Raw genomic sequence first — 21,618 nt, 5'->3', positions numbered from 1 at the left:
TCTACTCCAGCGGTGAACAAACCTGAATGACCAAGGGATGTGACAGTGACTGAGTTGCGATTGAGCGAGCAGGGTATGGCCGCAGGCCGGAGCCCCTCCAAGTGTGAACAGATTTGCCAGACCCTGCGCCGCTATATCGGCAGCGGCCAGCTGGCGGCGGGGCAGCAGCTGCCCGCCGAACGGGCCTTGAGCGAGCGCTTCGCCACCACCCGCATCACCATCAAGGAGGCGCTCTCCAGCCTCGAAGCGGATGGCCTTATCTACCGGGCTGAGCGGCGCGGCTGGTTCGTGGCACCGCCCAGACTCACCTATGATCCCGCCATCCATACCCATTTCCACCAATGGATCGGCGAGCAGCAGCGTATCGCCGAGACCCGGGTGTTGGCCCACGGCAGCGCCCTGGCCAGCAGCGAGTTGTGTCACTGGATGGGGCTGGATCCCTTCACGCCGCTTTACGAGATCCGCCGCTTGCGCCTGATCGACGATCGTCCCGTGCTCCACGTCAGCCACCATCTGCTGGCCAGTCGTTTTCCCGATATCGCCAGCGCGCCGCTGGCCAGCTCCCTCACCGAGCTTTACCTGCAGCGCTATGGCATAGGCCAGGGCGGGGCCAGCCTCGAGATCACCCCCTCGGCGGCGCGGGGCACCATAGCCCGCTCCCTCAATCTGGCGGAAGGGAGCCCTGTGCTGCGGCTGGTGCGGGTCAACTATGACGAGAGAGGGGGACTGGTGGATTGCGATATTGAACACTGGCGGCCGGATGCCATACGTATCTGTCTGGATACGCGGGTGTTGCAGCCGGTCGCAGGCAGATCGCAGACAGTTCAACTCACAGACTAAAGGGGCGCCAGAGCACGGACGGGCACAGTGGCCATACGCATTCATCTGGACACCCGGGCGCTGCATCCGATGGCAGCAAGAGGGTCTGAATTGCCGCTATCAAGCTGATCAAATCAGACGGATCCCGCAGGATCCGCCGGGATCAATTGTCGATATTGGGGATCAGATCGTCGAAGCTCTGATAACCGCAGTCCGCCAGCTGCAGCGACATTGTATAGGTCTTGCTGCCCTCCCGCTGGCCGATGGCGGGGCGGTTGAGCTTGAGCTCCTGATGCCAGTACTCCTTCATTCGCTCGATCAGCGCCATGGCCTCGCTCTCGTCCAGATGAAGCTGGCACAGCGCCATATAGTTGTTGGACTTGTGCATGTTCTCCACCAGATAGTCCCCCAGCACCGACATGGCCTGGCGCGCCTGCTGGCGGGCGAAGCGACTGTGCTGCTCGAAGCTGATGCGCTCGCTGATGAGGAAGTGGTAGCTGTTGTCGATGCCGAGCTGCAAGATGCCGAGCTTCTCCAGTTTGCGCAGGTAGAGGTAGCAGGAGGCATCGGTCAGGCTGTACTCCCGCTTGAGATCGATCAGGGTCTTGTCGCGCCAGAAGATGTTGGCGAGAAAGGCATAAAGCCCCGGCTCCTTGTGAAACGCCTCGTCCTGCTCCTGGGTGAAGACGGCCCGGCGGCTCTGGGCATCCTGGGTACGGTCCAGCAGCTCCTCGAACGAGAGTCCCACCAGGTGGCAGATTTCCAGCAGGGTATCGAACGGCAGGGAGGGCTTGTTCATCATGCGTTTGACGGTGGCGATGGAGACGCCCATGGCTTCTGCCAGGGTCTGATAGCGGATCCCCTTGTCGGTCAGGGTCTTCTTCAGGGTGTCGAGAATGTGGTTGGCCAGGGTCTGGCTATAGGTCATGCAACTATTCCTTTATCTGCATCTTTATGTTGTGTCAGAAACTGAGTTCTTTTTTGGTTATGGGCTCAGATATTGACACTTAAAAAAACCAGAGGAAATAAACCCGTTGAAAACGATTGAAATGGCCAGACCAGTTAGCGATGAAGGTTGCAGATAGTGATACTCAGCGGTGCATATCCTTCAACCGTTCAACATTTTACTGGTGATGCATAAAACATCGCGCATAATTCAAAACGAATCGGATTCAAGACCTTCCTGGTTAAGAAAACGATTGTTTGCTTCCAATTTAAGGGTTTTTTAAACCGCAAGGTTTTTATTCTTTCCTGGCATTGAGCGGAACTCGCAAGAGGTCCGCTTTTTTTCTTTTCCCCGAATTTGAGCCCGCCGTCAAGCAGAGGCGAGCGCCGCCTCCGTTTGTCATGCTGAGTGTTCCCCCTCTTACTCTCCCTTGCAGGGAAACAGTTTGGGGATCTCCCGCACCAGCCAGCTCTTGGCCTTGCCCATGGTATCGCGGCGCCAGGCCAGCACGACCTGGATCTGGTGACGATATTCGGGGCTGATCACCTTGAGCCGACCGGCCTTGATGTCCTCTTCTATCCAGCTCAGTGGCATGGTGCCGACGCCGATCCCCGCCAGCAGGGCATCACGCTTCTCTGTCATTGTGCTGACGGTGAGGCGTGGCTGCTTGTCCAGCAGGCGATAGGTGAGCACGGGTTTGCGCAGTGCAGAGTCGGCTACCGCTATGGCGCGGTAGCGGCGCAGCGTCTCGTCCGCCAGGGGCTCGGGCTCCCGATGCAGCGGATGATCCGGGTGGGCGACATAGAGCATCACCTCTTCCTGCAGCGCCTGATGCTTGATGCCGGTCATCATGATGTCAGGGTTGAGAGAGGAGATGAGCAGGTCTGCGCGGCCATCTTCCAGACACTCCCAGCTGCCCGCCAGCACTTCGGCGCGAAACCTCAATCGGGTATCCGTCAGCTCGGCCAGTCTTTCAACCAGGGGATAGAGCGCCTGTACCGGCACCAGGGCATCAACGGCTATGGTGATGTCGGTTTCCCAGCCCCGGGCCAGCGCCCGGGTTTCGCCCACCAGATGTTCGGCCGCCTCCAGCAGTACCCTGCCCCGCTCCAGCAGCATGCGGCCGGCCGGGGTGAACTTGGTTCTGTGGCCGCTGCGATCAAACAGCATGGCGTCCAGCTCGTCTTCCAGCTTCTGTACCGTGTAGCTCAGCGCCGAGGGGACCTTGCCCAGCTCGTCGGCGGCGGCCGCGATCGATGGCGTCCAGCACCCGGATCGCCTCCAGGGTCAGCGCCCGTTCCTTGTTCGATTCCTTGGCCATTTCATACCTTCAATTTTTTTGAACATGTTTGCCAGTTTATCTCGCTAACAACTTAGGCCAAGTCACTTTAATATTCAATCAACGCTTAGGCAGGAAGGCCGAGCGGCCAAATAAAAGGTAGTTCCGGGCTGTGACATCGTAAATCAGGATGTCTGACTTCGGTGAAAGAACAACACACTATTTGAATAACCTCTTGCACGGATGCATTGATTCTGGCCAAACCGGCCTAGGCAATGACACAAATACCAAGAGAGTAAATGAACATGAAAAACGTAATCAAGATGTTGGCCGTTGCAGGCCTGATGACCGCAGGTTTTGCACAGGCTTCTGTTCCTGCCGACCTCAATGCCGCACCGGGCGTGCTGTTTGTAAACTGGCATGCAACCGCTGCGATGGATGGCAAGGCCAACCCCATGCTGGAAGTGCGCGATGAGTCCGGTGATCTGGTTGCCTCTGTCCACGCCAATCTGATGGGCGCTCAGCAGGTGAAGATACCAAGCCGCACTCAGGGCAACCTGACCGTCAGCCTGGGTGACGGCCGCCAACGTTAATCGACCTATTTGGTACGTGAGGAGCACACCATGATGCAATTGAGAGCCGCAGAAGCGCGCGGCAAGGCCAACTTCGGCTGGCTGGATGCGCGCCACAGTTTTTCGTTCGGGCACTACTATGACCCGGACTGGATGGGACACTCGGTGCTGCGGGTCATCAACCAGGATCTGGTGTCACCTGGTGGCGGCTTCGCCACTCATCCTCACGCCAACATGGAAATTCTGACCTGCGTGCTGAGCGGCACCATAGAGCACAAGGACAGTCTCGGCCACGCCGAGCAGATACCGGCAAGGGATTTCCAGCTGATGAGCGCAGGGTCCGGCATCCGGCACAGCGAGTACAACCCCTCGCAGACGGAGCCGCTCTCCCTGTTGCAAATCTGGATCGAGCCGAACGAACACGGCACGGCCCCCGGTTATCAGCAGAAGAAGATTGAAGCAAACCCGGGATTGACGCTGGTCGCATCACCGGATGGCGAAGCAGGATCCTTCAGGATCCGCCAGCAGGCCCGCGTATGGCAGTTGCAGCTCGAACCCGGTGAGAGTCTCACCTGGGCGCTGGCTGGCCGACACGGTTACCTGCAGATGATTTCAGGGGAGCTGACCGCCAACGGTCTGGCTGCCCGACCCGGCGACGGGGTACTCAGTCGTGATGAACCCAAATGGGATCTGGTGGCAACGAGTGCCAGCCAAGCCCTGTTATTTGACCTACCCTGAAGCAGTCAGCGGTGATTTGACGTAAAACGAGGAATTTGAAATGGACAAGATGAAAGATATGGCACTGCTGGTGGGTCGTGTACTGCTGGCGCTGATGTTTGTGATGGCAGGCTGGAGCAAGATCGGCGGTTATGCCGGTACTCAGGGTTATATGGAAGCCATGGGCGTGCCCGGGTTCATGTTGCCGCTGGTAATTTTGCTTGAGCTGGGTGGTGGTCTGGCGGTGGTCTTGGGCCTGTTTACCCGCAGCATCGCCGTATTGCTGGCCGGTTTTACCCTGATGGCCGCCTTTATTTTCCACTATCAGCCTGCGGATCAGATGCAGATGTTGATGTTTATGAAGAACGTCTCGGTGGCCGGTGGTTTCCTGGCCCTGGCGGCGGCCGGTGCAGGGGCCTTCAGTCTGGATGCCCGCCTCGGCAAGAACTGGTAATACCCTGAAGGTTCAAGTTTTCCAACGCCTTTTAGCCGGTGCAACTGCACCGGCTTTTTTATGCCCGCCATTGACCCTTTTCCACTTCGCATGATGGCGACGTGATCTGCGGCAACAAGCGCCTTTTGCATCTTCCCCCTCGATCCCTGACAATCTCATTTCGTGTGAAGTGACGGGAATCGCTCATCTTTTTCCGTGCTCACCCCCTCGTTTGAATTGGCGGGAGTCGTCCATGTTTACCCTTTACCACTCCAATCAGCTGGATCTGCTCAAGGAGCTGCTGGTCAACCACATCCGGCAGGCACCTCTCGCTCACCCCTTCGAGCAGGAACAGGTCCTGGTGCAGAGTCCTGGCATGGCCCAGTGGCTCAAGCTGGAACTGGCCAAGGCATTCGGCATCGCCGCCAATATCGAATTTCCGCTGCCCGCCAGCTTCATCTGGGAGATGTTCACCCGGGTGCTGGCGGATGTGCCCCGTCAGAGCCCCTACAACAAGGGCGCCATGAGCTGGCAGCTGATGACCATTTTGCCCGCCCTGCTGGATCGTCCCGCCTTCGCACCACTCGCCGCCTATCTGGGCGGTGGGGATGAGCAAGATCCTGCCGGGGATCCCGAACAGGTTCGACTGTGGCAGCTCTGCCAGAAGGTGGCGGATCTGTTCGACCAGTATCTGGTTTACCGGCCTGACTGGATCGCTCGCTGGGAAGAGGGGGAAGGGCTGGTCGGAACAGAGAGCCAGGATCTGGCCGGAGTGAGTGGTCAGGATTGGCAGCCGGAACTGTGGCGCGAGCTGGTGGCCCGCACCCTGGCACTGAGCCCCAGCGGCTACCACAGAGCCAACCTCTACGAGGAGTTTATTCACGAGCTGCAACGCACCCGTGATCTGCCGGGCAAGCTGCCCCAGCGGGTCTTCGTGTTCGGCATCTCGGCGTTGCCGCCGCGCTATGTGGAAGCCCTGCTGGCCCTTGGCAGCCGACCCGAGGTGGAAGTGCATCTGTTCGTCACCAATCCCTGCCGCTACTACTGGGGCGACCTGCTCGATCGCAAAACCCTGGCGCGGCTGGAGAACAAGCTCAAACCGGGCACGGACCTCGACACCCTGCAGGGCCCCGCCAACCCGCTGCTCGCCTCCATGGGCAAGCTGGGGCGCGACTATCTGCACCAGCTGATGGAGCTGGAGGTGTCACAAATCGAGGCCTTCGTCGATATCGACGAGGTGGACGCCAGTGGCAATGTCAGGCTGCTGCGCGCGATCCAGAAGGATGTGCTGGAGCTGGGTTCGCGGGGCGAGGGCCAGTTCGATCTCGACAGCAGCTACCACAAGAGCCCGATCGATCCGGCGGATGGATCCTTGCAGATCCATGCCTGCCACGGCCCGATGCGGGAACTCGAAGTGCTGCACGACCGGCTGCTGGCGCTGTTCGAGCGGGACCCGTCCCTCACCCCGAAAGACGTTGTGGTGATGATGCCGGACGTGAACAGCTATGGCCCTTACATTCAGGCCGTGTTTGGGGCGCGGGGCCAGATCCCCTTCGCGGTATCGGACAGAGCCGCCAGTCAGGAGAGCCCGCTGCTGCAAAGCTTCCTCGCCCTGTTGCATCTGCCGAGCGCCCGCCTCGGCGCCGGTGAGCTGCTCGCCATTCTCGAGGTGCCCGCCGTGCTGCGCCGCTTCGAGCTGGATGACGACGAGTTCAACCAGTTGCGGGTCTGGGTGCAGGAGACCGGCATCCGCTGGGGGCTGGATGATGCCTACCCGGAGCGCTTTGAGCTGCCGCGCATGTCCGGCAACAGCTGGTTGTTCGGCCTGCGCCGCATGTTGCTGGGCTTTGCCATGGGGGATGGGGAGCCGGTAGCGGGCATGTCGTTCTGCGCCGATCATGGTGCAGGGCAGCAGGGCGCTGTGGCCAGCATATTGCCCTATGCCGAGATCGAAGGTCAGCAGGGCCTGGCCCTTGGCAAGCTGGCCTGGTTTGTCGACTCACTGGCGGAGTTTCTGCCCCGTTTGCAGCGTGAGCAGAGCCTGCCCGAGTGGTCAGCCTGCCTCCTTGATTTGCTGGATCGCTTCTATCTGGCCGACGAGGAAGAAGAGCGCCTGCTGCAACTGATCCGCAGCCAGCTGGCCGACTGGCAAACCCAGCTTGGCGAGGCTCGCTTCGATCAACCCATCACCGCCGACCTGCTGCAAGATTACCTCGGCAAGGTATTGGGGGAGTCCCGCTCCAGCCAGCGCTTCCTCGCTGGTCAGGTTAACTTCTGTACCCTGATGCCGATGCGCTCCATCCCCTTCAAGCAGGTCTGCCTGCTCGGCATGAACGACGGCGTCTACCCGCGCACCCTGGCCCCCATGGGGTTCGATTTGATGGCGGTGGCGTCGCGGCGCGGGGATCGCTCGCGCCGCGATGATGACCGCTACCTCTTCCTGGAGGCGCTGCTCAGCGCCCAGCAGGGGCTCTATATCAGCTATCAGGGCTTCAGCGCCCAGGACAACAGCGACAAGGTGCCGTCCGTCTTGCTGGCGGAGCTGATCGACTATGTACGCCAGGGCTTTGTGCTGGCGGGGGATGAGCGTCTCGACGACGAGGCCTCCGGCGAGCGGCTGCTCAAGCACCTGGTGGTCGAGCACCCGCTCACCCCCTACAGCCGCAGCTACTTCTATCCGGAAGCAGAGTCCCGCCTCTTTACCTATGCCGCCGACTGGCTGCCCGCCCTTAACCCGGTGCGTGGTGCCGCCAACTTCCAGAGTGGCGAGCTGCCATTGCCGCCCGAATGGGGGAGAGAGCAGGGGCTGGAGCTGGCGGAGCTGCTGCGCTTCTATCGCCAGCCCGCCAAGTATTTCCTCAACCGCCGCCTCAAGGTGTGGTTTGAACTCAACGAAGCCAATATCGAGGACAGCGAGCCATTCGAGCTGGACGGTCTGCAACACTACCAGCTCAAGGCCCTGCTGCTCGATTCCCATCTGGCCGAGGGTGACAGTGCGGTGCGGCGTGAGCGGTTGCAGCTCACCGGCCTGCTGCCCCAAGGCTGGTTCGGCAGCCTGCTGCTGGACGATCTGGACGCCGAGATGGGCAAGCTGGCGGAGCGCCTGCGCCCCTGGGTCAGTGAAAAACAGGCGGTGGAGATCGATATTTCCCTGGCCCAGGGCCAGCTGCAAGGGTGGATCGACACCCAGAAGGGGCGCTTGCTGGTGGTGAAACCCGGCAGCTTCAACGGCAAGGATCTGCTGCTGGGCTGGATCCAGCACCTCTGCCTCTCCCTGAGCTGTGCCCCCGGTGACACCCTGCTGTTCGATGCCAAACAGAGTCTGCGGCTGCCCAAGCTCTCGGCCGACGAGGCAAGGCCCAAGTTGGCGGCGCTGGTGGCGCTCTGGGCGCAGGGGATGAAGCGACCGCTGCCGTTTTTCCCCAACACGGCCTGGGATTGGCTCAAGGCGATGGAGAAGGAGCCCGACAAACCGGATGCCGCCGACAAGGCGGCCCTCACCCGTTTCAACGGCGGCTGGATGGTGACCGGTGAGGGGCAGGATGTTTACGTTGCCCGCTGTTTCCCCGAACTGGATGAAGCCGTGCTGAGCCAGTTGCAGGCGCTGGCCCGCGAGCACCTGCCCCCGCTGCTCAAGACCCTGGAGGAGCTGAAATAATGGCTAACCCGCTCAATACCCTGCGCTTTCCCCTCCACGGTGAACGACTGATCGAAGCCTCTGCCGGTACCGGCAAGACCTACACCATAGCCGGTCTCTACCTGCGGTTGCTGTTGGGGCACGGCCCGCTTATCGAAGAGGGGGCGGATGCCGGTCAGCCCAGCGCCCACGAACGGCCGCTCTCTGTGACCGAGATCCTGGTGGTGACCTTTACCGAGGCGGCCACCGCCGAGCTGCGCGGGCGGATCCGCGCCCGCATCCACGAGGCGCGCCTCGCGTTTTTGCGTGGTGAGAGCAAGGATGTGCTGCTGACCCAGCTGCTTGAAGAGGTGGAGGATCACGAACTGGCGGCCCGTCGCCTGCTGGCCGCCGAACGGCAGATGGACGAGGCGGCTGTTTTTACCATCCACGGCTTCTGCCAGCGGATGCTGACGCAGAATGCCTTCGAGTCGGGCGCCCTCTTTGAAACCGAATTTCTCACCGACGACAGCCAGCTAAGGCTGCAGGCGGTGAGCGACTACTGGCGCGCCGAGTTCTATCCAGTGGATAAAACCCTCGCCAGCTCGGTGCGCGCGCTCTGGCCTAGCCCCGCCGCCCTGCTGCGGGAGATGAGCAGCTGGCTCGACAACAGCGAGCTGGAGATACTGCCTGCGCTGGGGGATGAGACCCTGGCCGCTCGTCATCAGGCGGCCATGGCCCGTATCGAGGCGGTGAAAAATGGCTGGCTGGCGCAAGGGGACGAGATCCGCCGCCAGACAGAGGGGCAAATCAAGCTCTATACCGGCAAGAACTACGAAGGCTGGCTCGCCAAGATCGGGGACTGGGCACAGGATCCGACCAGCGGTTATACCCTGCCCAAGGATCTCGAGCGCTTCGGCCAGGAAGCATTGGAGGCCAAGCTGAGCAAGGGGAAGGCGTTACCAACCCTGCCGCTGTTCAGCGAGATCGACGAACTGCTGGCGAGCCGCCCCGGTATTCGTGATCTGATCCTGCAACGGGCGGCCAGGGTGGTGCGCAGCCGGATGCAGGCCAGCAAGCGGCAGGCTCATCAGCTCTCGTTCGATGACCTGCTCAAGGATCTCGACGGGGCCCTCGGCTCCAGCCTGGGCGAGCGGCTCTGCGATCGCATTCGCGCCACCTATCGGGTGGCGATGATCGATGAATTTCAGGATACCGACCCCCAGCAGTACCGCATCTTCCACCGTCTTTACGGCGGTCACAAAGACACGGCACTCTTGATGATCGGTGACCCCAAACAGGCCATCTACGGTTTTCGCGGCGCCGACATCTTTACCTACATTCAGGCGCGGCGAAATGTGAGCGCCCACTACACCCTGGGGCGTAACTGGCGCTCCAGCAGTGCGCTGGTCGGCGCGGTCAACGGCCTGTTTGAGCGGGCCAAGGATCCCTTTATCTACGAAGCGGATATCCCCTTCCTGCCGGTGGAGGCGCAGGGCAAGAGCAAGGCGCTTGTTCTCGATGGCGCCACCGCACCTGTGCTCCATTGCTGGCAGCTGGCGGGTCAGCCCACCTTCAATCGGGGGGATTACCAGAGCAAGATGGCGCGCGCTACCGCCGCCGAGATCCACCGTCTGCTGACCCTGGCCCGTGAGGGCAAGGCGCAGATAGGCGATCAGGCGGTGAAGGCCGGAGATATCGCCGTGCTGGTGCGTACCGGTGCCGAGGGCAAGCTGGTGCAGCAGGAGCTGGCGCGGCTCGCCATCGCCTCCGTCTATCTGTCGAACCGCGAGAGCGTGCTGGAGCAGGTGGAGGCGCGGGAGATTTTGCTGATTTTGCACGCCTGCCAGAACCCGAGCGAAGAGCGCAGCTTGCGGGCGGCGCTCGCCACCGGGCTGTTCGATCTGGATGCCAAAGCGCTCGATGCGCTAGCCTCGGACGAGCGGGCGTGGGAGAGCGCAGTGCAGGAGTTTATGGAGTACCGCAAGATCTGGCACCGCCGCGGCGTGCTGGCCATGTTGCGGGCCCTGCTGCACAGGCGCAATCTCGCTTCCTCCCTGCTGGCGAGCCCCTATGGGGAGCGGCGGCTGACCAACTTCCTTCATCTGGCTGAGCTGCTGCAACAGGTGAGCAGCGAGCTGGATGGGGAATATGCCCTGCTGCGCTGGCTGGGGGAGGCGGTGAGCCGCCCGAGCGGCCAGGATGCGGAACAGGTACTGCGCCTCGAATCCGAGCGCAAATTGGTGCAGATAGTCACCATCCACAAATCCAAGGGGCTGGAGTACCCGCTGGTGTTCCTGCCCTTTATCTGCAGCCACAGAACCGCCGAGACCCCGCTCTATCACGAGGCGGATGAAGCGGGCAATCGCACCATTCTCGACCTGACCGGCGCCGACTCGTCGCTTGCCGAAGCGGACAAGGAGCGCCTCGCCGAAGACTTGCGACTGCTCTACGTGGCGCTGACCCGGGGCGTCTACGCCACCTGGCTGGGGCTGGCACCGGTGCGGGCCGGTAACGGCAAGTCGGAGAAGACAGACCTGCACCACACCGCCATCGGCTATCTGCTGCAAAAGGGCGAAGAGGGAGATGCCGAAACCCTGGCGACCGCTTTGACCGAGCTGTCGCAGGCGCTGCCCGGGGTGGCTGTCGGTGAGCCCTCGCTCACCCGTCCCGCCCCGCTGCCAGTGGAGCAGGAGCAGCTTGGCGAGCCGCAGGTGCGCCACTTTACCAGCTCCCTTGAGCGGGACTGGTGGATCAGCTCCTACTCGGGTCTGGCGGCGCAAGGAAATGGTCACAGCAAGGGGGTGCTCGCCAATCCCGGCTTCGATGACGAGGTAGCCACAGAGTCGGCGAGCGCGGCTGCCTTGCTGGCCGAGTCGGGGGAGGTGGCAGCGCCTGAGCCCTCCATCTTCACCTTCCCGAAGGGGGCGCGTCCCGGCACCCTGCTCCACAGCCTGTTCGAGACCATCGATTTTCAGAGTGCCGCTGGCGAGTCGCTGTCACACCATATCGCTGCCCTGCTGGCGCAGGATGGCTTCGACGAGGACTGGGCGCCCGTGCTGCAACAGCAGGTGGAGGCTGTGCTCGATACCCCGCTTGAAACAGGCTTTGGCGAGCCGGTGCGACTGCGGGATCTGGCGCCCGAGCGTAAACAGGTGGAGCTGGAGTTCTTCCTGCCCATGGGGCGAGTGACGGCGCCGGCGCTGACCGCGCTTTGCCAGCAGCACGACCCGCTGTCGCGGGGCAACAAGCCGCTGAGCTTTGCCACAGTGCAGGGGATGCTCAAGGGCTTTATCGATCTGGTGTTCGAGTGGCAGGGGCGCTGGTATCTGCTCGACTACAAATCAAACCACCTCGGCATGAGCCCGGCCGATTACAGCCGACCGGCGCTGGAGCGGGCCATGGCCGAGCATCGCTACGACCTGCAATACCTGCTCTACTCGCTGGCGCTGCACCGGCTGCTCACCCTGCGCCTGCCGGGCTACGACTTCGAGCAGCATTTTGGCGGTGTCTTCTATCTGTTCCTGCGCGGCATGCCGCAGGGGGGCATTTTCCATACCCGCCCGAGCCGTGAACTGGTGTTGGGGCTGGATCGGTTGTTTAGCGCAGGCAGTGAGTCGCCAGCAGCGGGATCCCACCCATTGAACGAGGTAGAGGCATGAGCGACACCATGATCAGCACGGCGACCAGCACCATCATGATCGAACGGTTGAAAGCACTGGCGCTGGCGGGGCGTATCCGCCAGCTGGATCTGCAATTTGCCAAGCTGGTGGCCGATCTTGGCGGCAGCCCCGAGCTGGTGTTGGGGGCGGCGCTCACCTGCTTCGAGCTGGGGCGCGGCCACGTCTGCCTGCAGCTTGAGATGCTGGCTGCCGGATCATTGCGCCCGTTCGGGCTGGATCCCCAGCAGAGTAGGGATCTGCTGGCTGATCTGGCGGATCCTGCCCGCTGGCCCGCCCTGTTTGCGGCAAGCCCGCTCGTTGGTACCGAGCAGGATGACGGGCTCGCTCCGCGCTGGCCGCTGCGGCTGTGGCACGGGCGGCTCTACCTCACCCGCTACCACGATCACGAACAGGGGGTGGCCCGCCATCTGCGAGCCTTGAGTGAAAGAGCCGAATGGCCGGAGATAGCCCCGGCCCTGTCGCGGCTGTTTGCCCGCGACTACGGGCTGGTGTTCGGGGCGCTGCTGAAAGCCCGCCTAGCCCCCGACTTCTCGGCCCGCCACTTTATCGAGAAGTATCTCGACCTGGTGTTCCCGAGCGAAGTGGATTGGCCCGCCATCGAAGGGCTGTTGGCCAGCGCGCAGGCGGCGAGCGATCTTGACCAGCTGGATGCGCTGGTGCCCGAGGCGCTCTGTTGCAACGGCCAGAAGCTGGCGGCGGCTACCGCGGCGGCGCGCCCCTTTGCCGTGATCTCCGGCGGCCCCGGCACCGGCAAGACCACGACTGTGGCCAAACTGCTCGCCATTCTGGTGGAGACCGGCCTGCAAGCGGGCAAGGCCCCGGCGATCCGGCTGGTGGCCCCCACCGGCAAGGCGGCGGCGCGTCTCACCGAGAGTATCGGCTCTGCCCTGCAGGCGCTGGACTTGCCCCCCGAGTGGGTGGAAGCCATCCCCACCGAAGCGGGCACCTTGCACCGGCTGCTCGGTGTGATCCCGGGGCGCAGCCAGTTCCGCCACCACGCAGGCAACCCGCTGCACCTCGACTTGCTGGTGGTGGATGAGGCCTCCATGGTCGACCTGCCCATGATGGCGCGCCTGCTCGATGCGCTGCCCAGCCACGCCCGCCTGATCCTGCTCGGCGACAAGGATCAGCTCGCCTCGGTGGAGGCGGGGGCCGTGCTCGGCGATATCTGCAGCTTTATCGAACAGGGCATCAGCCCCGCGCAGGCGGATTGGCTCTCCCGCCAGACCGGCTACCGCTTGCAGGGCACACCAGCGGGGGCACCGGTGCGTGACAGCCTCTGCCTGCTGGCCAAGAGCTGGCGCTTTGATCAGCACTCCGGCATCGGCCAGCTGGCGCGCGCCTGCAACAGCGGCGATGCCACTGCGGTGGAATCAGTCTGGGGTATGGGCTTTGCCGATATCAGCCTGCACCCCTGGGTCGGGGAGGCTTACAACGCCCTGATTGCCCAGGGGGTGGCCGGTTACGGCGCTTATCTTAAGGCGGCCCGCGCAGGGGAGGAGCCCGCGACCGTGTTCAAGGCATTCAACAGCTTCCAGATCCTCTGCGCCCTGCGCGATGGCCCGTTCGGGGTGTTGGGTCTTAACGAGCGCCTCGAACTGGCCCTGTCACGGGCCGGGCTGATCGCCCGCGACGGTGACTGGTATGCCGGTCGCCCTGTGATGGTGGTGCGCAACGACCACGGGGTTGGCCTCTACAACGGCGATATGGGGCTCTGTCTGCCCGATGAAACTGGTCGCCTCAAGGTATGGTTTGAGCAGCCGGATGGCACCCTGCGGGCACTCTTGCCCAGCCGCCTGCCACCTCACGAGACTGTCTACGCCATGACCATCCACAAATCCCAGGGCTCGGAGTTTGCCCATACAGTGCTGGTGCTGCCCGACAGCCCTAGCCCGCTTTTGACCCGCGAGCTGGTCTATACCGGCATCACCCGGGCCAAGGCGTGCCTCGATCTCTACGGCGATCGCGCCCTGCTGGCACAAGCGGTACGGAAAAAGACCGAGCGTTATTCCGGATTGGCGGAGAGGTTGGGGGAGTGAGTGATGGGACGGCGGTAAAGGGATTTACCGCCTTTTATTTAGCGATTAGAGTATAAATATGTTGAATCGAAGTAAGAATACATCAACAGAAACGATCTCAGGTGATGAGGCTAATTTTGTAAAAATTTTCACAACGTATTGCTTAGTGCAGGCATTTATTTTACTGAATTTATTTTCTATTTCCGATGCGCATTTATTAATACACAAAAAGGTTTTAATATACCTATAATAAATACACAAACGTCAGTTGTAGGCTTTTTGATATTTAGCTCTTTTGTTATATCTATAATCTCAATTTACATATCACGAGAATATTATCTTATGGAGTGGCGATGCAAAATCGTACGATCGCCATCAAAGTCTATTTTTTCTTTTAAAATAAAAAATGACACGAACACTATTATATTGAGATGTGTTGTCATTTTTTCGGTTTTCTTTAGTGGGCCACTCACAACTTACTTGCTATTAATTAGGCTGTCAGACTATCAAAGTAAAGTGTATTTTTTGCTACAGCTTATGGCATTTGTTATCTGTTTATATTCATGTGGGAAAAATTACAAATCTACATTGCATTTATATAGGGATGATTATAGGAAAAGTTTTCATAAACTACTTTTAGTGTGCATGACATTACATTTATACATCTGTGTAGATACAATATTCATCAGCTCAAGTTTCTCTCCGATTTTTTATATAAAGCAAAATTCAGCTTTGTTAGATGATGAAGATGGGGGGACAGTATGGTTTATTCCGCATATTAAAATAGATCGAACAGAGAAAATTTATACTCCCGATGAAAATGCTAATAGCTTTGCGCTTATGACTGGATATCATGAGGATGTATATAATATATCACGTTCAATTTCATTGGATTTAAGGTCAAGAAGCTTGAAATATTTGGATTTATGGGGCCAGTCTATACCTAGAGTTTGGGCTCATGATTCAGATTTATCTGGTGCAAATCTTAGTTTTGCAAGACTGATGGGAACAAATTTTGTCAACACAAACCTGCATGGGGTTAATTTTTCCATGTCTGTTCTGGATGGCAGCTCATTCTTCAATTCCAATATTGAATCTGTTATTTTCAACAACACTCATCTAATCGGTTCTATTTTTAGTGATACACAAATTAGAAATAGCATATTAATTGGAAGTACCTTTCTAGGTTCTCAATTCTATGGTTCCAACATAGAACACTCAAAGCTTTATGATAATGACTTTAATGCAATTGGTCTTTTCGATTCCAGTTTTAGTCTGAATAATTTTTCCAATCAAAAAATATCATATGTTTTTACATCTGGGGAAGCCAATGATAACACTGGTAAAGTTTTTAAAAAGGATGAGATTATTGCAAAGGAAAAACTTTCAAAATATTTTTGCACGGGTCATGAATTATCAATAACTAAGAAGTTTAGTCTGTACTCCATATTGTCTGGATATAACTTGACGAATGAGCGCTACGCAGAAAATATTCATGATTACTTTAATAAAGATGGCTGTAGGTACGTGCGTCAATTTACATCAAAAATTATGGATGATTCCATATGAGAAATATTGTAAAGCCTTCTCTCTGAAGGTATTTCGTATGTTGGGTTTTGCAGGCTCAGCGAAGCCCAACGTTTACCGCGTAATCTCTTTTTTCCTTCCCTTCATCCCCAGCCCTTCTCCTCCTTTTGATATAAGCGGGAGAAGGGCGCAATGTCGTTACCGCCGTCCGATTACGCTTTGCTAATCGAACCTACGGAGAGGATCTGGATGAGGGGCCAATCAAGGGGCTAAACTGTCAGCTCCAGCCGGTTGCCTTCGGGATCCAGAAAGGTGCTTTCGTAATAGCCGTCGCCGGTCCAGCGGGGGCCGTCCAGGTGTTTGACCTCGGCGCCCTTGAGCAGCTTGAGGCGGGCTGTCATCTTGTCCACCTCCTCCACACTGCCGAGGGAGAAGGCGATATGGGCCAGCCCCTGCAGCGGGTGCGGCAGGCTGAGATCTGCCGGAAAGAGGATGGGGCTGTGCATCAGCTCCAGACTGGCGCCCCCCTCGAAGCGCACGAAGTAGGACGAAAACTGTTTGACCGGATTGTGGTATCGCTCATTGGCCTGCCCGCCAAACAGGGTGCAGTAGAATGCCTTGAGCGCCTCCAGATCCTGTGCCCAGATGGCGACGTGATGTATGTGCATGGCTGGTCTCCTTTGACTTGATGCCCTTAATGCTATGCTGGGCCTTGAATGTTCGACATGGCTGAGCCCGTCCTGATGATGTCTGAAACTGCCAATCCTGAAGTCATTGATGTCTCCCCCGACTGCCGCGAACAGATCTGCTGTGACAGCCTGTTGCCCGCCCTTGCCCAAGAGCAGGTATGGCTGGCGGGCTATTCTCGCCTGCGCACCCACTACAGGATCGAGCGTTGCTTTGAGGACGTGCACTGTTTTCTGCTCACCCTGGGGGGAGAGGGGGAGGTGTTGATTGGCGATCGTCTTGAGCGGCTGCAAGTCGGGGAGTGGGCCCTGATCCCGGCGGGCCAGCCGCTCTGCTATCAGCTACCAGAGACGCTATTACCGGAGAGGCAGTTGCCAGCGCTGGAGCCACAACCGGCGGCGAGTGGCGACTGGGATCTGGTGTGGCTGCTGCTGCACAAGGATTCCCCCTGGGATGCCTTCGCCAGCCACCCCAGGCTGGGATGTACCTCCCAGCAGGGAACCCTGCTTCGCACTATCGAGAACCTCTATGCGGAGCAGGAGCGCCACCAGGACCCGCGGCTCAGTGCGCTGCTGGTAGAACAACTCGGTTTTTATCTGCGCCGCCTGCTGCAAAAGGGAGAAGGGCAGAGCCGCGGCGAGCGGCAGGCCCTGCGTCTCGAGTTGATGCTCAAAGAATCCCTGACCGAGTGCTGGGACATAGGGCGGATGGCAGACGCCCTGCATCTCTCGCAGCGCCAGCTCTATCGTCTCTGTCAGCAGCACTTTGCATTGGCCCCCATGGCCTTGCTGCAACGGCTGCGCTTGCAACGAGCCGCCCTCTTGCTGGCCAGCGGCGGCGACTCGGTGAAACAGGTGGCCCAGTTGTGCGGCTTCAAGAACGAGTATCACTTTTCCACCGCCTTCAAGCGCCAGCAGGGTCTGGCTCCCAGCCATTATCGAAATCTGCACCATCCCGCATTTAAAGCCGGATCCGCACGGAGAGGCGGCACTGAGTCGATAGAAGCAGCGGCGCACAGACCTGATCGGGAAATAGCGAAATAGGGGTTGTCTGGCACCATTTGGCGCGGCAACTGAGCTATATTGGCCCGCATCTAATGAGATGCCCAAACATGGGTGAAACATGGGGGGAATAAGTAGGGTGAATATCGGCGCGGATCAGGTAACAAAGCCATTACCGGATTTGGATATAGATCGTCAAATAATCTGAATGGCGGATTTGACTTATATTCTGGCGGATGGAAACCGGGAGAGAAGATCCATTGGCGGGAAAAGCAGGGGGAGATCTCCCCCTGAGGAACAAGATAACTTAGAAGTGGTAACGAAGACCCAGCTTGAACGTATCCATTGAGTGGTGATCGTCACCCAGTGTCAGGGCGCTGAATTGACGCTCATAGCCGATACCGGCAGAGATGCTGCTGTTGAAGGCATAGTCGAAACCGACTTCCAGGTTGGGGTGAACCCGGCCTTTCGCTTCGTCGATACGACCCTGCTCGTTCACTCCCAGCGCGGGTATGCTGCCGTTGCCAATCACTTCGACTTCGGTGCGGGTATAGGCGAGGCCGGGTTTGGCGTAGGCAGAGAAGCCATATGCCAGCGGCTGACTGAACTTGGCGGCCAAGCTGATGCTGCGGGTGTCTATGGTGGTATCAACAAAGCCGGTGGCCACCGAGCTGGTGATCCACATCAGCTGGCTCATCTGCTGGGCATGCAGGCCACCTTCGATGGCCAGCCAGGGTTTGAAGCTGTAACCCACGATCAGACTACCGCCATCGAGACGATCGTCCATCAATTTGGCGTCATACGCTTGCTGCGCCATGCCATCCAGATCTGCCTTGGAGGTGATCAGATCCAGCCCTGCATACCAGCCTTCTGCACAAGCGGCAGTGCTGATACCCAGACCGAGCAGGGAGAAAACGAGCGCTTTATTGAAGGTATTCATGGATAAATTATTCCTGTATGCGTGAACTCTGCGTGGTTGAAATACCTCTATCCATGAAGTTTATTTATATTCCCTTTATCCGCCATTGCTGGGGGGCCGCGGATTATAGTCAGTGCATTCGGCAATAACAACCCATTGTCATCATGGGTTTTTATATTATGGAAAATAATGGCAGAACATCATGCTCAATAAGTGACTCATTTAGAGTTTTAGCTTTATTTATATAAATAAAAACAAGGTGGGCTGGCAAGATATAATGGCAGGGGCGAATTTGAATGGCACAAATCTGATTTTATTGAATATTTTCTTCATCTGTCGGTAATGACATTTTGATCGTTGGTTTGTTTATTGTGCGAATGTAAACAGAGGTCATCATGGGCATGATGGCGGTTATTCGTTCAATCCCACAGAGTGTCTCAAGCCCGATAAACAGCGCACCTTTGCCCTGTGTTGAACACATTTTTGCCATTGGCCTCACTGGGGCATGACGAGGGTGCATGGCACTGCGCACCCAGGATATCCACACAGCACCCGTTTCTGGCGATAAAAAACAGGGCCGGAGGTTTGCCTCCGGCCCTGTTGCATTGTGCTTGTTCAGTCGATCAGATGCTGGATTTGACGGTGACGAACTCGGGGTAGGCATCGATACCGCATTCGTGCACGTCGACTCCCATCATCTCTTCCTCTTCGCTGACTCGCAGCCCCATGGTGGCCTTGAGCAGGCCCCAGACGATGAGGGAGGCACCAAACACCCAGCCGAAGATGACGGCCGCACCCAGCAGCTGGGCCGAGAAGGTGGCGCTCTCGTTGGAGAGGGGCACTACCATCAGGCCGAACAGGCCGCAGACACCGTGTACCGAGATGGCGCCGACCGGATCATCAATCTTCAGGCGATCGAAGGCGACGATGGCGTAGACCACCAGGGCGCCGGCCAAGGCACCGATCAGGCTGGCGAACAGGGGGCTGGGGGAGGCGGGATCGGCCGTGATGGCAACCAGGCCGCCGAGAGCGCCGTTGAGGATCATGGTGAGATCCGCCTTGCCCCAGGTGAGCTTGCTGACCAGCAGGGCGCCGACCACACCGGCTGCCGCTGCGGCATTGGTGTTGACGAACACTGTGCCGATGGCGGTAGCGTCGGCAGCGGTGGAGAGCACCAGCTGAGAGCCACCGTTGAAGCCGAACCAGCCCATCCAGAGGATCAGGGTACCCAGGGTTGCCAGCGGCAGGTTGGAACCCGGGATGGGGTAGATCTCACCCTGCTTGCCATATTTGCCGCGGCGGGCACCGAGCAGCAGCACGGCGGCGAGGGCGGCGGCGGCACCGGCCAAATGCACTATGCCTGAGCCTGCGAAGTCGGAGAAACCGGCCTCTTTGAGGAAGCCGCCGCCCCAGGTCCAGTACCCTTCCATCGGATAGATGACGCCCGTCATCACCACGCAGAACAGCAGGAAGGACCAGAGTTTCATCCGCTCGGCCACGGCCCCCGAGACGATGGAGGTAGCGGTCGCCACGAACACCACCTGGAAGAAGAAGTCGGAGTGCAGTGAGTGACCGGCATCATCAGCCTGGGTGCCGATCAGGCTGCCGAAGCTTGGCAACCAGCCACCGGCCGCGTTGTCCACGTACATGATGTTGTAGCCAACCAGCAGGAACATGATGCAGGCAATGGCATAGAGCAGAATATTCTTGGTCAGGATCTCAGTGGTATTTTTGGCGCGTACCAGCCCGGCCTCGAGCATGGAAAAACCGGCGGCCATCCACATGACCAGCACGCCGGATATCAGCAGATAGAAGGTATCGAGCGCATAGCGCAGCTCTGAAACGGACTTGATCAACTCTTCCATGTTGTGTTCCTCGGTTCCTGTTGTATCAAAGGGCTTCTGCGTCAGTCTCGCCGGTGCGGATCCGCACGGCAGCCTGCAGGTCATAGACGAAAATCTTGCCGTCACCGATCTTGCCGGTGTAGGCGGCCTTGCATATGGCTTCGATGATGTGCTCGACGTTGTCGGCCAGGGTGGCGATCTCCAGCTTTACCTTGGGCAGGAAATCGACCTGGTATTCGGCTCCGCGATAGAGTTCGGTGTGCCCCTTCTGGCGACCGAAGCCCTTGACCTCGGAGACGGTCAGCCCCTCGACGCCGAGACTGGCGATGGCTTCGCGAACGTCATCCAGTTTGAATGGCTTGATAATGGCGGTGATCAGTTTCATGCAGCTTCCCCAATCCTTTGGTGGTTGAGCCTGATCAAAGCAATTAGTGAGCCAAAAGTATTAGTGTTTATTTTCAATGCCTTAAGTTTGTCTCTAGCCCATATAGCGTGATGTTTACCCAATCTGGACAGAGCCGCGCCAAAGAGGTGCCCCTCATTGGTGCAATTATCGCCACCTACTGAAACGCAGCCGCAGGGGGGCGTCCCTGGCTCGGCTGGATGAGTCCTTTGTCGACTGGGTGTGCATGGCTCATGGCCTTGCCTGCGTCATCCCGGATTTATAACCGGACAGACGCAATAACCTGAACCACACTGGTTGCAGCCGTTGTTCATACGAACCTGATTTCTGCCGATAATATGGCCAATAGCAGGGCAGGTCTGGGCGGGCAAAGAGCGGTGGGCAAGGTTTCGGGTGATAGTTCTCCCTCCGCTGTTTATTCAACAATCGGGCTTGAGCATCCTCGCCACTGTGCGGGGCAGAAGAACAAGGATGGTCTCTATGCTGCAAGAGAGTGACACGATCAGGATCTCGGACGTCAGTGAAGCCGTAGTGCACGGCATTCTGGAGGTGGTCAGCGACGGGATCTGGGACTGGAATGCCAACACCGGCTTCGTTTATCGCAACCCAGGCTGGTATCTGATGCTGGGCTATGAGCCCCACTCCCTTGGCAACAACGTTTTCACCTGGGAGGGGGTGATTCACCCCGACGACATTGCGCGGGTGATGGCCTGCTTCGATGCCTATCTGAGTGGTTCAGCGCCCGACTATCGGGTCGAGTACCGCTGCCGCTGTCAGGATGGCAGCTACATCTGGATCGAGGATTGCGGCCATATCATAGCGCGTAATCCGGATGGTTCAGTGGCGCGCATGATAGGCGCCCACCGCAATATCCATGCTCGCAAGTTGCTCTATGAACAGCTCGAGTCACGCAACCATTCACTGGAGCAGCTGATCGCCAAACGCACGGCCGAGTTGGTGCAGCTCAATGCGACCTTGCAGCAAAAAGCGGAAGAGAACCGCCAGTTGGCAGAAACCGATGCCCTGACCGGCGCCGCCAGCCGTTATCGGCTTGAGCGGGATATTCAGATGGAGTGCGAACGGGCCAAGCGCTTTCATCAGCCGTTGTCGGTGATCGCCATGGACGTGGATGACTTCAAGCAGATCAATGACAG

Annotated in this window: 15 protein-coding genes and 1 pseudogene; 10 read left to right on the top strand and 6 right to left on the bottom strand. The window is 58.8% G+C overall.

Features of this window, described 5'->3' with window-relative positions; all coding sequences use genetic code 11:
- The first annotated feature begins 75 nt into the window (after positions 1-75).
- On the top strand, positions 76-840 hold the full coding sequence (locus AXW79_RS16310; RefSeq protein WP_005316620.1) for a UTRA domain-containing protein: 765 nt from the start codon (positions 76-78) through the stop codon (positions 838-840).
- A gap of 142 nt (positions 841-982) precedes the next feature.
- Here AXW79_RS16310 and AXW79_RS16305 read toward each other — a convergent pair whose 3' ends face one another.
- Together AXW79_RS16305 and AXW79_RS16300 are read right to left on the bottom strand one after the other, a co-directional pair.
- Positions 983-1,747, bottom strand: coding sequence for a helix-turn-helix domain-containing protein (locus tag AXW79_RS16305; RefSeq protein ID WP_005316617.1), 765 nt, complete (start codon positions 1,745-1,747; stop codon positions 983-985).
- Positions 1,748-2,185: 438 nt separating this feature from the next.
- Positions 2,186-3,086: pseudogene (locus AXW79_RS16300) on the bottom strand (LysR family transcriptional regulator).
- 257 nt (positions 3,087-3,343) lie between these two features.
- Here AXW79_RS16300 and AXW79_RS16295 point away from each other — a divergent pair.
- From AXW79_RS16295 to AXW79_RS23820, 7 genes are all read left to right on the top strand, one after another.
- Positions 3,344-3,637 (top strand): hypothetical protein, encoded by a 294-nt coding sequence (locus AXW79_RS16295; RefSeq protein ID WP_005316610.1) that lies wholly within the window; start codon positions 3,344-3,346, stop codon positions 3,635-3,637.
- Between the two features lie 30 nt (positions 3,638-3,667).
- Entirely contained in the window at positions 3,668-4,354 is a 687-nt protein-coding gene (locus tag AXW79_RS16290; RefSeq protein ID WP_005316607.1) for a pirin family protein, read from the top strand.
- A gap of 40 nt (positions 4,355-4,394) precedes the next feature.
- On the top strand, positions 4,395-4,787 hold the full coding sequence (locus AXW79_RS16285; protein WP_005316605.1) for a DoxX family protein: 393 nt from the start codon (positions 4,395-4,397) through the stop codon (positions 4,785-4,787).
- Positions 4,788-5,019: 232 nt separating this feature from the next.
- Entirely contained in the window at positions 5,020-8,424 is a 3,405-nt protein-coding gene (gene recC, locus AXW79_RS16280) for an exodeoxyribonuclease V subunit gamma (RefSeq protein WP_005316602.1), read from the top strand.
- Positions 8,424-12,044, top strand: coding sequence for an exodeoxyribonuclease V subunit beta (gene recB, locus AXW79_RS16275; RefSeq protein ID WP_005316597.1), 3,621 nt, complete (start codon positions 8,424-8,426; stop codon positions 12,042-12,044). Before recC ends, recB begins: the two co-directional genes overlap by 1 nt.
- Positions 12,041-14,104: an exodeoxyribonuclease V subunit alpha gene (recD, locus tag AXW79_RS16270; protein ID WP_005316594.1), complete on the top strand. Its 2,064-nt coding sequence runs from the start codon at positions 12,041-12,043 to the stop codon at positions 14,102-14,104. Before recB ends, recD begins: the two co-directional genes overlap by 4 nt.
- 711 nt (positions 14,105-14,815) lie before the next feature.
- On the top strand, positions 14,816-15,652 hold the full coding sequence (locus AXW79_RS23820; protein ID WP_227534397.1) for a pentapeptide repeat-containing protein: 837 nt from the start codon (positions 14,816-14,818) through the stop codon (positions 15,650-15,652).
- Between the two features lie 227 nt (positions 15,653-15,879).
- Here AXW79_RS23820 and AXW79_RS16265 read toward each other — a convergent pair whose 3' ends face one another.
- Positions 15,880-16,278 carry a VOC family protein gene (locus tag AXW79_RS16265; RefSeq protein WP_005316589.1) on the bottom strand — a complete coding sequence of 133 codons (399 nt, stop codon included), beginning with the start codon at positions 16,276-16,278 and terminating at the stop codon, positions 15,880-15,882.
- 57 nt (positions 16,279-16,335) lie between these two features.
- Here AXW79_RS16265 and AXW79_RS16260 point away from each other — a divergent pair, with 57 nt between their 5' ends.
- A complete protein-coding gene (locus tag AXW79_RS16260) occupies positions 16,336-17,340 on the top strand; it encodes an AraC family transcriptional regulator (protein ID WP_225854277.1) in 1,005 nt (334 codons plus the stop codon).
- 265 nt (positions 17,341-17,605) lie between these two features.
- Here the strand turns inward: AXW79_RS16260 and AXW79_RS16255 are convergent, their stop codons facing one another.
- From AXW79_RS16255 to glnK, 3 genes are all read right to left on the bottom strand, one after another.
- Positions 17,606-18,238: a porin family protein gene (locus AXW79_RS16255; RefSeq protein WP_005316583.1), complete on the bottom strand. Its 633-nt coding sequence runs from the start codon at positions 18,236-18,238 to the stop codon at positions 17,606-17,608.
- A 602-nt stretch (positions 18,239-18,840) separates the two neighbouring features.
- Positions 18,841-20,082 carry an ammonium transporter gene (locus tag AXW79_RS16250; RefSeq protein WP_011899195.1) on the bottom strand — a complete coding sequence of 414 codons (1,242 nt, stop codon included), beginning with the start codon at positions 20,080-20,082 and terminating at the stop codon, positions 18,841-18,843.
- Between the two features lie 25 nt (positions 20,083-20,107).
- On the bottom strand, positions 20,108-20,446 hold the full coding sequence (glnK, locus tag AXW79_RS16245; RefSeq protein WP_005316576.1) for a P-II family nitrogen regulator: 339 nt from the start codon (positions 20,444-20,446) through the stop codon (positions 20,108-20,110).
- 498 nt (positions 20,447-20,944) lie between these two features.
- On the opposite strand from glnK, the gene AXW79_RS16240 reads away from it, so the two are divergent.
- The coding region (locus tag AXW79_RS16240; protein WP_063968080.1) for a sensor domain-containing diguanylate cyclase at positions 20,945-21,618 on the top strand (674 nt) is incomplete at its 3' end.

It is taken from the genome of Aeromonas salmonicida subsp. salmonicida, from assembly GCF_001643305.1.
Classification (GTDB): Bacteria; Pseudomonadota; Gammaproteobacteria; order Enterobacterales; family Aeromonadaceae; genus Aeromonas; species Aeromonas salmonicida.
Note: the sequence above shows the minus strand (reverse complement) of the source record. Positions and strands in the feature narration are given on the sequence as shown.

Excerpts from the sequence above, each read along its gene's own strand:
- recD (WP_005316594.1), top strand. The coding sequence starts at position 12,041 with ATGAGCGACACCATGATCAGCACGGCGACCAGCACCATCATGATCGAA.
- AXW79_RS16290 (WP_005316607.1), top strand. The coding sequence starts at position 3,668 with ATGATGCAATTGAGAGCCGCAGAAGCGCGCGGCAAGGCCAACTTCGGC.
- AXW79_RS16295 (WP_005316610.1), top strand. The coding sequence starts at position 3,344 with ATGAACATGAAAAACGTAATCAAGATGTTGGCCGTTGCAGGCCTGATG.
- recB (WP_005316597.1), top strand. The coding sequence starts at position 8,424 with ATGGCTAACCCGCTCAATACCCTGCGCTTTCCCCTCCACGGTGAACGA.
- AXW79_RS16255 (WP_005316583.1), bottom strand. The coding sequence starts at position 18,238 with ATGAATACCTTCAATAAAGCGCTCGTTTTCTCCCTGCTCGGTCTGGGT.
- AXW79_RS16265 (WP_005316589.1), bottom strand. The coding sequence starts at position 16,278 with ATGCACATACATCACGTCGCCATCTGGGCACAGGATCTGGAGGCGCTC.
- AXW79_RS16310 (WP_005316620.1), top strand. The coding sequence starts at position 76 with ATGGCCGCAGGCCGGAGCCCCTCCAAGTGTGAACAGATTTGCCAGACC.
- recC (WP_005316602.1), top strand. The coding sequence starts at position 5,020 with ATGTTTACCCTTTACCACTCCAATCAGCTGGATCTGCTCAAGGAGCTG.
- AXW79_RS16250 (WP_011899195.1), bottom strand. The coding sequence starts at position 20,082 with ATGGAAGAGTTGATCAAGTCCGTTTCAGAGCTGCGCTATGCGCTCGAT.
- glnK (WP_005316576.1), bottom strand. The coding sequence starts at position 20,446 with ATGAAACTGATCACCGCCATTATCAAGCCATTCAAACTGGATGACGTT.
- AXW79_RS16260 (WP_225854277.1), top strand. The coding sequence starts at position 16,336 with ATGGCTGAGCCCGTCCTGATGATGTCTGAAACTGCCAATCCTGAAGTC.
- AXW79_RS16285 (WP_005316605.1), top strand. The coding sequence starts at position 4,395 with ATGGACAAGATGAAAGATATGGCACTGCTGGTGGGTCGTGTACTGCTG.
- AXW79_RS16305 (WP_005316617.1), bottom strand. The coding sequence starts at position 1,747 with ATGACCTATAGCCAGACCCTGGCCAACCACATTCTCGACACCCTGAAG.